At 66.5% G+C, this 10808-nt stretch carries 8 protein-coding genes; 3 read left to right on the forward strand and 5 right to left on the reverse strand.

Translation table 11 applies throughout. From position 1 onward, the window contains the following. Positions 1 to 21: 21 nt before the first annotated feature. Positions 22 to 1212 (forward strand): EAL domain-containing protein, encoded by a 1191-nt coding sequence (locus tag A7D27_RS07350; RefSeq protein ID WP_069559119.1) that lies wholly within the window; start codon positions 22 to 24, stop codon positions 1210 to 1212. Here the strand turns inward: A7D27_RS07350 and A7D27_RS07355 are convergent. Then, a complete protein-coding gene (locus A7D27_RS07355; protein WP_240920352.1) occupies positions 1206 to 4838 on the reverse strand; it encodes a transporter substrate-binding domain-containing protein in 3633 nt (1210 codons plus the stop codon). The two genes, A7D27_RS07350 and A7D27_RS07355, sit on opposite strands and share 7 nt — an antisense overlap. Positions 4839 to 5288: 450 nt before the next feature. Between A7D27_RS07355 and A7D27_RS07360 the strand changes: the two genes are divergently transcribed. Then, positions 5289 to 5921: a response regulator transcription factor gene (locus A7D27_RS07360; RefSeq protein WP_069559120.1), complete on the forward strand. Its 633-nt coding sequence runs from the start codon at positions 5289 to 5291 to the stop codon at positions 5919 to 5921. Positions 5922 to 5961: 40 nt separating this feature from the next. On the opposite strand, the gene A7D27_RS07365 is transcribed toward A7D27_RS07360, so the two are convergent. The 4 genes from A7D27_RS07365 to choX all read right to left on the reverse strand — a co-directional run bounded on the left by A7D27_RS07365 (position 5962) and on the right by choX (position 9417). Further along, entirely contained in the window at positions 5962 to 6441 is a 480-nt protein-coding gene (locus A7D27_RS07365; RefSeq protein ID WP_069564497.1) for a thioesterase family protein, read from the reverse strand. 34 nt (positions 6442 to 6475) lie between these two features. Next, positions 6476 to 7441, reverse strand: a complete 966-nt coding sequence (locus A7D27_RS07370; protein ID WP_069564498.1) for an L-carnitine dehydrogenase — start codon at positions 7439 to 7441, stop codon at positions 6476 to 6478. 80 nt (positions 7442 to 7521) lie between these two features. Continuing rightward, complete coding sequence (locus A7D27_RS07375; RefSeq protein ID WP_069559123.1) at positions 7522 to 8409, reverse strand: 3-keto-5-aminohexanoate cleavage protein; 888 nt, start codon at positions 8407 to 8409, stop codon at positions 7522 to 7524. 72 nt (positions 8410 to 8481) lie between these two features. Beyond that, the gene (gene choX / locus A7D27_RS07380; protein WP_069564499.1) at positions 8482 to 9417 is read right to left on the reverse strand and encodes a choline ABC transporter substrate-binding protein; all 936 of its coding nucleotides are present in this window, start codon (positions 9415 to 9417) and stop codon (positions 8482 to 8484) included. A gap of 255 nt (positions 9418 to 9672) precedes the next feature. Here choX and A7D27_RS07385 point away from each other — a divergent pair, with 255 nt between their 5' ends. After that, positions 9673 to 10629: a GlxA family transcriptional regulator gene (locus tag A7D27_RS07385; protein WP_069564500.1), complete on the forward strand. Its 957-nt coding sequence runs from the start codon at positions 9673 to 9675 to the stop codon at positions 10627 to 10629. The last annotated feature ends 179 nt before the right edge of the window (positions 10630 to 10808 follow it).

Below are 10808 nucleotides of genomic sequence, written 5' to 3' on the forward strand. Positions count from 1 at the left end.
TTTACCAACCGAGCCCTTTCCATGAAGAACATCAGCATTCTGGTTCTGGAAGATGAGCCCTTCCAGCGCCTGATCGCCGTGACCGCCTTGCAGAAGCTGGGTATCCAGCGCATCCACCAGGCCGGCGATGGCGCCAGCGCCCTGAACGAGCTGCAGAGTTGCGGCGGCGTCGACGTCGTGCTGTGCGACCTGCGCATGGCCGGGATGGACGGCCTGGCCTTCCTCCGCCATGCCAGCCACTCCGGTGCCGTGCGCTCGGTGATTCTCAGCAGCGCCGTGGAAGCGCCTCTGCGCCAGGCCACCCAGTCGATGATCCGCACCCTCGGGCTCGAATGCCTGGGTGATCTGGGCAAACCCTTCGACATCGAACGGGCCGCGCAACTGCTGGCGCGCTACGAAGCCAACCAGACCCGCGGCCTCGGTGAGCCTGAGGTCATGGAACTGCCATCCCGCGACGAACTGCTGGAAGGCCTGGAGCTGGGCCAGTTCGAAGCCTGGTTCCAACCCAAGGTCGACCTGCGCAGCGGCAAGATGGTCGGCGCCGAGGCCCTGGCCCGCTGGCGCCATCCGCAGCACGGCGTACTGATGCCCGCCCAGTTCCTGCAGATGATGGAAGCCCATGGCCTGATCAACCGCATGTTCTGGCAGATCTTCCGGCAGGGCCTGGAGTTCCAGCGCATCCTCGCCAGCCAGGGCCGCATGCTCAACATCGCCTTCAACCTCCAGCCTGCACAGTTGAGCGACAACGACCTTCCCGAGCGTGTCCGCACGCACCTGGATGAGGCCGGCCTGTCCGCCGAGGGCGTCATCTTCGAGGTCACTGAAACCGGCCTGTTCAGCGCCCCGACCACCTGCCTGGAAAACCTCGTACGCCTGCGCATGATGGGCTGTGGCCTGTCGATGGACGACTTCGGCACCGGCTATTCCTCCCTCGACCGGCTCTGCGATCTGCCGTTCACCCAGGTGAAGCTGGATGCCAGCTTTGCCCGCAAGCTCACCAGCCAGCCCCGCAGCGGCGCGGTGATCAGCAGTGCCGTAGCGCTGGCCAAAGCCATGAACATCAGCCTGATCGTCGAAGGCATCGAAACCCGCCAGCAGCGCGAGCGCCTGCTGTCCCTGGGCTGCACCGAAGGCCAGGGCTTCCTGTTCTCCCGCCCGCTGGCCCGCCCGGACTTCGATCGCCTGATGAAGGAGCGCCCCACGCTTCATTGAAGCTCCGGCATCTGCTGGAGCAGGCCACGCTCCAGGGCTTCCAGGGCTCGCCGTACGGCCTCCACACCGGCCTCCAGGGCATCGGAACGCGGCCGCTCCACGACGCTGGCCCGCGACAGGTACTCACACGCCTCGATCACCCGAGTGGCCTTGATCACCCGCGCAGCGCCCTTGAGCCGGTGGGCCAACTCGAACAGGGCCGAAGCGTCATGCAGACGTACCTGTTCCTCAAGCGCGGCAAGGTCGCGCCGATTGGTATTCAGCAACTCCCGCAGCAGGCTCACCGCCAGGCCGGGGTCCCCGCCGGTCAGCGGCGCCAGGGGACTCAGGTCGAACAGCACCTCGGCCTCCCCCTCCGCTCCTTCGACCCGCGAGGGTGCGGGGCCGGGCGCACCGCCGAGCTTTTCCTCCAGCAAATCCAGCCCAATGGGCTTGACCAGGCAATCGTCCATACCGGCCTGGAGGCCGCGCTCCACCTCTTCCTGCTGAGCGTCGGCGGTCAGCCCGAGGATGAGGACCGGCACACGCCCTTGCTGGCGCTCGTCCTCGCGAATGGCACGGGCCAGGTCTGCGCCGCTCATGCGCGGCATATGGCAGTCGGTGGCGACGACATCGAAGGGCTGCTCGCGCCAGCGTGCCAGTGCGTCCACCCCATCCACCGCCTCCACCACCTCATGCCCCAGGTAGGCGAGTTGCTGGGCGAGGATCTGCCGGTTCACCGGGTGGTCGTCCACCACCAGCACCTTTAGCCGACGCCGGGCCTGGGCCTCCTCCTGGCGGGCGATCTCCATCAACGGAATCGGGTCAAGCCGCAGCAGGCGCAGCTCCACATCCACCCGGGTGCCGCGCCCGGGCGCGCTGTCCAAGGCCAGGCGGCCCCCCATCATTTCGCAGAGCGAGCGGCAGATGACCAGCCCCAGCCCTGCCCCTTCCATCGAGCCGGAGCTGCGTTGCACCTGCTCGAAGGGCTGGAACAGGCGAGCCTGGTCCGCCGGGTCGATACCGATGCCGGTGTCCGCCACGCTGAGGTAGACGTGCAACTGATCGGACTCGCCGTCCTCACCATGGATGCGCACGCTGACGCTGCCCTCGCGGGTGAACTTGATGGCATTGCTGACCAGGTTGGACAGCACCTGCTTGAAACGCATGCCGTCCACCAGCACATCGCCCTGGATGCCCGCGTCGATATCCAGGTTCAACACCAGCCCCTTCTGCCGCGCCAAGCCGTCGAACACCCGCGCCACCGACTCCACCAGCTCCCGCAGGTTGGCCCGACGTGGCGACAGGCTGAGCCGGCCGGACTCGATGCGAGCAATGTCGAGAATGTCGCCGATCAGCTCCAGCAGCCCCTTCGCCGAGTTGTAGGCCACCTCGATGCTGGACGGGTCAATGGGGCGATCCGCCGCGCGCTTGAGCGCCAGCTCGAGGATGCCGATCACCGCGTTCATCGGCGTGCGGATCTCGTGGCTCATGGTGGCGAGGAAAGTGGTCTTGGCGCGGCTGGCCGCATCGGCCATGTTTTTCGCCGCCTCCAGCTCCAGCACCAGGTTGTGGTGCTCGGTGAAGTCCAGCCACCCGCAGATCACCCCACGGGTGACCCCGGCGGAGTCCTGGAAGGGCTGTATCCAGTGCTCGATCCACAGGGTGCGCCCGCCCAGAGACAGCTCATGCACCGAGCGCTGCAATTGCCCTTCGGCCACCGCCTTCAATTGCCGCTGGTGGAATTCGGCAGCATCCGGGAAGTCCACCGACAGCTCGGTCACCGTCAGGCCGATAACCTCTTCGCGCTCCAGCCCCAAGGTCTGCAGGTAGCTGCGGTTGCACGACAGCAGGCGCCCCTCGGTGTCACGCACGTAGACCGGCGGCGGCATGCTGTCGATCAGCGTCTCGATGAAGCGCAGCTCATCCTGCAACTGGCGCTCGGCGAGTTGGCGCCGACGCACCTGGCGCCGCAGGTGCAGCACCCAGGCCAACACCAGTAGCAGCAGCACCGCCGCCCCGATGACGATGCGCTGGATGAGCACACCGTACTCGCGCCAGGTCTGCGGGCTCATGCCCGGCGTCCCGCGCCAGCGGTCGGCGGTGGCAGCCAACTCGTCGGGCGACAGCTCCGCCAGTGCGCGGTCGAGGATGGCCTGCAGTTCCGTGTCGCCTCGACGCACCGCGAGATTGGACGTGGCCGGCCCCACCGGTGCCACCTGTGCGATGGCCAGGCGGTTCTGGAACATCATCACCAGGTAGTAACGGGCCACCGGCAGCCCCACCAGGGCTGCATCGGCGCGGCCAGTGTCGACACTGTGCAAGGCATCCAGGGTCGAACCGGGCTCCACCAGCTCTGCCTTCGGGAAGGCACGGCGCATCGCCTCCCGCGCCACATGGCCGCGCCCCAGGGCGAGCACCCGCCCGGACAGGTCCCCAACCGGCTCGCCGAGCCCATCAGCCTGGGCACGAGTAACCAGTACGAACGGGCTGCTGGTGATCGGCCGCGTGAAACGCAGCACGCTCTCTCGCTCAGGCCCTTTGGTGAGGATTCCGATATCGGCCTCACCTTCCGCCAAGGCTTTGATCTGCCCGGCATAGCCGCCAGTGCGGCTGACGGCCTCGAAGCGCAACCCGGTGCGCAGCCGCACCAGGTCCAGCAGATCGGCGACGATGCCCCGGAACTGCCCGTTGCCGTCGAAGAACGCCAAAGGCGCCAGATCGTCGTCCACGGCAACACGCACCACCGGATGACGCTGCACCCAGCGCGCCTCCTCGGAAGTGAGCACCATGCGCTCGGCGGCCGGCATCACACCGTTACCCACCCAGCGCTGGGCGATCTCGTCCAGGCGCGACCGACCGATCGCACGCAGCGCCCCGTCAATCCCACGCAGCAGTTGCGGATCGGACTGGCGCACCACGAAAGCCAGCTCGCCGCCCGGCCAGTCCACATAACGCTCGAAGCGCACCGTGCCATAGAAGGCACGGTTCAGCAGGTAATAGACCGGCACCACATCGGCCAGCAACAGGTCCGCCTGACCGAAGGCCGCATCGGCGACGCCCTGCTCCACCGTATCGACCGGCAGTGCCCGGGCCGCAGGGAACAACGCCACGGCATCGCCATGCTCCGGCGTGTAGGCCAGCTTCATACCCTTGAGATCGTCAGGCAGCTCACGGTGGTCATTGCCGCGGCGGAACAACGCCAGCCGGCTGAAACCGTAGGCCAGACTGCGGACCTGGCCCGGCACGGGCTCGCTGTGCCCATCGGCCCCGAAGAAGTCGATGTCCCCGGCCTGCAGCGCCGTCACCAGAGCTTGCCGGTCGGGGTAGGCACGCAGACGGATCTGCAGACCGAGCATCTGCCCCAGCAGCGTTGCCGCGTCGGGCGTCATGCCCTGGTAGACGCCATGTGCCTGAACGATCTCCAGCGGCGGCGCCCCCTTTGCCAGCACGCCCATGACCAACTCCCGCCGCTGGCGCAACCAGTGCCAGTCGGATTCGGAAATTTCCAAATCCTGCTGATCCACCACCACCTGGCTGGACAGCGAAAGGGCGTGCCCCTCATCGGCCAGAACGGCGCCGCCGAATGACAGGCACAGCAAAAACAGGCACAGGAGCAGCGTGCGGAGAGCGAAAATACGGGACACAAACCCACCTGCTGGGAAAAGAGGTGTCGGGGAAACCTTAGTTCAAGAGCAGACAGGCGACCCTTAGGCGCCTTGTATAAAGGCAGAACCTACACGCCATGTAGGAAACTTCCCAAAAGACCAATCCTGCCGCGCACGGCAAATATAATCCGCGCTCCACGTGCTTAGCCAAACTTTTTAAGCCACTTCATCAGACCGATGAAATAGGTCGTACAAGTTAGCCGGGCAGAAACACGAAGTATTCGGAATAGTCCGAAAGACAACGGGCAAGATTCTGAGAAGAATCGCTCAATGCCAACTTGATCGATATCGCGTTCGGGCACACACCCCCGTCGTTCGTGGTCAGGAAGGCCAACACACGACCCTTTAACACACCTAAACGGCAAGTTCCTGAAGGCTTCCGTACGCCTTCCTATTGAATAGGGAAACTTGAGCAGGAGAACCAACCAGATGAGCAAGATTCTGCTGATCGACAACCAGCCCATGATTCGCTTCGCGACCCGCGTACTGCTGGAGCGCGAAGGTTATGAAATCGTCGGAGAAACCGAAAACGGCGTGGAAGGCCTCAGCATGGCGCGCTCCCTGCGCCCTGACCTGGTCATTCTCGACATCGCCATTCCCAAGCTCGATGGCCTGGAGGTGCTGGGGCGCCTCAGCGCGATGGACGTGAACCTCAAGCTGCTGGTGCTCACCTCGCTGCCGGCCGCGCTGTATGCCAATCGCTGCCTGCAGGCCGGTGCCACCGGTTACCTCTCCAAGCAGGAGCAGGCCGTGAGCCTGATCTCCGCCACCCGCTCGGTGCTCTCCGGCTACAGCCTGTTCCCCAGCACCGTGCACCTGCCCGCCGGCGCCCAGGAAGGCGGCAGCCCGAACGACAGCCAGTTACTGGACAGCCTCTCCGACCGTGAGCTGGCCGTGCTGCAGAACCTGGCCAACGGCAAAAACAACAAGGAAATCGCCGAACAACTGTTCATCAGCCACAAGACGGTCAGCACCTACAAGTCCCGCCTCATGGACAAGCTGAAGACCCGCAACCTGGTGGACCTCATCGACTTCGCCCGCCGCTACGCCTTGCCGACCTGATCCCGCGCCGAGCCCCGGCACATACGCCGGGGCGCCGCCTTCAACGAGGCGGCGGCAAACCGATCACCCGCCCCACATACGCCGGTAGCGGACACACCCGGTGCCCCTCGAACAACGCCCCCACTCGTTCCGCCACCCTGGGCGCATACGCGCAGGAGCGCGCCGTGGCTGCGTCCACGTTCATCAGCATCTGCTCGCTGGCTGCGAGCATCACCGGCTCGCCTGGCCGGTGGAGGCTGTGGTGGATGTGCAGACGCTTGGCATCCACGCCCAGCACCTGGGTGTGCACCTCCACCGCTTCATCCCGCTTCACTTCCGCCAGGAAGTTCAGGTGGCACTCCAGCGTGTACAGCGTGTGGCCTGTCTCGGCGCGCCCGCCCTCGTCGAAGCCGATCACCTCCATCAGCGCATCGGTGGCGTAGCTGAAGACCAGCAGGTAGAACGCATCGCGCAGGTGGCCGTTGTAGTCCACCCACTCGGCGGGAATGCGTGTGCGGTAGGTCACCAGGGGGCTGCTCATGTCCGGGCTCCACTCCATCGAAAGACCATGCCGGCTACTCCGCGAAGGCGAAGCCATGGCGGGCCTTGGTGTCCTTGATCGCCGCCAGCACCGCCAGCAGGCAGTCATCCCGGTAGCGTTCCAGCTCGGCGATGCTGCGCTCGCCCTGCTGCACAGCCGTGCCCTCCACCACCCGGTCGATCAGCGTCTCGGTCAGCTCCGGCGCCGGCAGGTAGGTCCAGGGCAACTGCAGGGCCGGCCCGAACTGCGCCATGAAGTGGCGCATCCCCGCATTGCCACCGGCCAGGGTGTAGGTGAGGAAGGTCCCCATGAAGGACCAGCGCAACCCCGCACCGAAGCGGATCGCATCGTCGATCTCCCCAGTGCTGGCCACGCCGTCATTCACCAGGTGCAACGCCTCACGCCACAGCGCCTCCAGCAGGCGGTCGGCGATGAAGCCAGGCACCTCCTTGCGCACATGCAGCGGGCGCATGCCCAAAGCGGTATAGACCTCGATAGCCGCCTGCACCGCCTCCGGCGCCGTCTTCTCCCCGCCCACCACCTCCACCAGTGGCAGCAGGTAGACCGGGTTGAACGGGTGCCCCACCACACAGCGCTCCGGGTGCTGCGCGTCAGCGTAGAACTCGCTGGGCAGCAGCCCCGAGGTGCTGGAACCGATGATCACGTCCGGGCGCGCCGCCGCGCTGATCTGCGCATGCAGCGCCAGCTTCAGCTCCAGGCGCTCGGGGGCGCTCTCCTGGATGAAGTCGGCGTCCCGCACGCACTCTTCGACGGTGTCGACGAAGCGCAGGCGCGCCTGGGACGCACCCGGCGCCAGCCCCTGCTTCTCCAGGGCCGGCCAGGCATTGGCGATGCGCGCCCGCAGCGCGGCCTCGGCACCCGGCGCCGGGTCCCAGACGACGACGTCCAGCCCGTGGGCCAGGGCGCGGGCGACCCAGCCGCTGCCGATCACGCCGCTGCCAAGGGCGGCGAAGGTTCTGATGTGAGTGGTGAAGGCCATGGTGGCTCCTGATCCTGTGTCGATTGACGCTGCGTCCCCGGGCTGAAGCCCGGGCTACGGCATGTACGTGAGAGGGCTGCTCAGCCGCGACGCTTGAGCTTCATCTTCTCGCGGCCCTCGGCCGGGCTCAGCGCACGGCCACCCAGGCGTTCGATAATCTCGATGGCCCGCTCCACCAGTTGGCCATTGCTGGCGTGCACGCCCCGGTCCAGCCAGATGTTGTCCTCCAGGCCGACCCGCACGTTGCCGCCCAGCAGCATCGCCTGGGCCACCATCGGCATCTGCATACGGCCGATGCCGAAGCCAGCCCAGATCAGGCCGGGCGGCAGGTTGTCGGCCATGGCCTTCATGGTCGTGGTGTCCGCCGGCGCCCCCCACGGAATCCCCAGGCAGATCTGGATCAGCGGGTCCTCCAGCAGCCCTTCCTTGAGCATCTGCTTGGCGAACCACAGGTGGCCGGTGTCGAAGATTTCCAGCTCGGCCTTCACCCCCAGCTCGGTGATGCGCCTGGCGCCCGCCCGCAACTGGGCCGGGGTGGACACGTAGATGAAGTCGCCATCGCCGAAGTTCAGCGTCCCGCAGTCCAGGGTGCAGATCTCCGGCAGCAGCGCCTCTACATGGGCCAGGCGCTCCAGCGGCCCCACCAGGTCGGTGCCGGCGCCGAACTCCAGCGGCTGCTCGCCCTTGCCGATCTCCAGGTCCCCGCCCATGCCGGCGGTGAGGTTGATGATCACGTCGGTGTCGCTCTCGCGGATGCGCTCCACCACCTCGCGGTACAGCGCCACATCGCGGCTCGGCTTGCCGGTACGCGGGTCGCGCACATGGCAGTGGGCGACGGTAGCGCCGGCCTTGGCGGCCTCGATGGCGGCGGCGGCGATCTCCTTCGGGGTGACGGGAATGGCCGGGTGCTTGCCGACGGTATCGCCGGCGCCGGTGACGGCGCAGGTAACGATGACTTCATGGTTCACGGTGGATTCATCCTTCTGCGAGGCGATCGGAAACCGTGCGCGGGCGAACCCGCGCACCGGGGTTGAACGGCATTACTTCAGGGAGGCGACGGCCTGGTCGCTGCTGCGGCCATCGAAGGTGGTCACGCCCTCCAGCCAGCCCTTGACCACCGCCGGGTTGGCCTTGAGCCACTCGCGGGCGACCTTGCCCGGCTCCTGGCGCTCCATGATCGGCTGCATCAGCTGCGCCTCCTGGTCGCTGGTGAAGCGCAGGCTGGTGACCAGCCGGTTGGCATTGGGGCAACGCTGGGCGAAGTCCGGCGCGGTCACGGTGGAGACGGTGGCGGCACCGTCATTGGGACCGAACACGTCCTCGCTGCCGGTCAGGTAGGTCAGCGGCATCTGAATGTTCATCGGGTGCGGCTTCCAGCCGAAGAACACCACCGGCTTGTGGTTCTTCACCGCACGCTTCACCGCCGTCAGCATCGCCGCCTCGCTGGACTCCACCAGCTTGAAGCCGCCCAGGCCGAACTGGTTGCCATCGATCATCTTCTGGATCGCCAGGTTGGCGCCGGAGCCGGACTCGATGCCGTAGATCTTGCCGCCGAGCTGGTCCTTGAAGCGGGCGATGTCGGCGAAGGTGCGCAGCCCTTGCTCGGCGGTGTAGGTGGGCACCGCCAGCACCGCCACGGCATCGCCCAGGGACGGCTGGGCCGCCACCTTCACGGCGCCACTGTCGAGGAAGGGCTTGATGTTGTCGTCCATGATCGGCTTCCAGTAGCCGAGGAACACGTCCACCTGCTTCTTCTGGATACCCGCGAAGATGATCTGCTGCGACGCCTGGGTCTGGCGGGTCTGGTAACCCAGGCTGCCCAGCAGCTCACTGGCGACGGCGGAGGTGGCGACCACATCGGTCCAGCCCACCACGCCCATGCGGATCTTCTGGCAACTGGCGTCGTCGGCGGCGAATGCAGCGGTGTGGGACAGGGCGAACAAACAGCAACCAGCGAATGCGGTAAGACGTTTCATCGATGCTCCCCTTGCGGCCATGCGGTTTTCTACTTGTTGTTAAGGAGGCCGGGGGCGACGGCTCCAGGCACGTTCGACCCACCCGACGACTCCATCTGTGCTCGGGCGCCACGTCAACCCGATGGACACAACTTACGCAGCGCCCGCCCCACCGATTCGAACCAGAACGACCACCTCCAGGACAGAAACGACCTCCCCCCTTGCACCCGCTGCTTAGCTGGCTTTTAAGTGCTCATCGCCTCGTGGAACCTGCCCATGACCCAGACCTTCGGCTTTCTGCTGCTGCCCGGCTTCTCGATGATGGGCCTGATGTCGGCGGTGGAGCCGCTGCGGGTGGCCAACCGCTTCTGCGGCGAGCTGTACCGCTGGCGCCTGCTCAGTGCCGACGGCGGCCCGGTGGCCGGCAGCAACGGCATGTCGCTCAACGTGGAGGGTGGCCTGGAGGCACCGGCCACCGGGGACTGCCTGCTGGTGGTGGCCGGCTTCGAGCCGCTGGCCACCTTCAGCCCGCGCCTGTCCCACTGGCTCAACCGCGCCGAGGCCGATGGCGTGCGCCTGGGCGGCATCGACACCGGCAGCTTCGTGCTGGCCGAGGCCGAGCTGTTCGAGCGCCAGCGCCTGACCCTGCACTGGGAGGCCATCGACGCCTTCCGCGAACGCTACCCATCACTGACCGTCACCCAGGAGCTGTTCGAGATCGACGGGCGCCGCATCACCAGCGCCGGCGGCACCGCCAGCCTCGACCTGATGCTCACGCTGATCGCCCGCCAGCACGGCGAAGCGCTGGCGCTGAAGGTGTCGGAACAGTTCGTGCTCGGCCGCATCCGCTCCCAGCAGGACCACCAGCGCATGCAGATCGCCAGCCGCTTCAACGTGCACAACCGCAAGTTGGTGCAGGTGATCGGCGAAATGGAGCGCCACAGCGAAACGCCGCTGTCGACCTCTACCCTGGCCGAGCGCATAGGCGTCACACCGCGCCAGTTGGAACGACTGTTCCGCCTGCACCTGAAGGACACGCCGACCCGTTTCTACCTGGGCCTGCGCCTGGAAAAGGCCCGGCAACTGCTGCGCCAGACCGACATGAGCGTGCTGGACGTGGCCCTGGCCTGCGGCTTCGAGTCCTCCAGCTACTTCTCCCGCTGCTACCGCCAGCGCTTCGACACCACCCCGAGCCACGACCGGCACGAACACCCGGACCCGCCGCAGCGATAAAGCGGCACAGCCACACGCAGGATGAGCTGAGCTGTGCGAAGCCCATCATTGCCAGGCACGGTTCGGATGCGATGCGGTTCGCCGAGCTCACCGCATCCTACGGGCCCACGCACGCGGCACCGCGTAAGGTGGATAGCGCTACCGATCCACCATCGGGCAACACGGCAACGCCCGACGTT

The organism is Pseudomonas sp. 1D4 (assembly GCF_001728925.1).
Classification (GTDB): Bacteria; Pseudomonadota; Gammaproteobacteria; order Pseudomonadales; family Pseudomonadaceae; genus Metapseudomonas; species Metapseudomonas otitidis.

Bases quoted from the DNA above. Each gene is read 5' to 3' on its own strand.
- A7D27_RS07350 (WP_069559119.1), top strand. From the start codon at position 22: ATGAAGAACATCAGCATTCTGGTTCTGGAAGATGAGCCCTTCCAGCGC.
- A7D27_RS07360 (WP_069559120.1), top strand. From the start codon at position 5,289: ATGAGCAAGATTCTGCTGATCGACAACCAGCCCATGATTCGCTTCGCG.
- A7D27_RS07365 (WP_069564497.1), bottom strand. From the start codon at position 6,441: ATGAGCAGCCCCCTGGTGACCTACCGCACACGCATTCCCGCCGAGTGG.
- A7D27_RS07370 (WP_069564498.1), bottom strand. From the start codon at position 7,441: ATGGCCTTCACCACTCACATCAGAACCTTCGCCGCCCTTGGCAGCGGC.
- choX (WP_069564499.1), bottom strand. From the start codon at position 9,417: ATGAAACGTCTTACCGCATTCGCTGGTTGCTGTTTGTTCGCCCTGTCC.
- A7D27_RS07385 (WP_069564500.1), top strand. From the start codon at position 9,673: ATGACCCAGACCTTCGGCTTTCTGCTGCTGCCCGGCTTCTCGATGATG.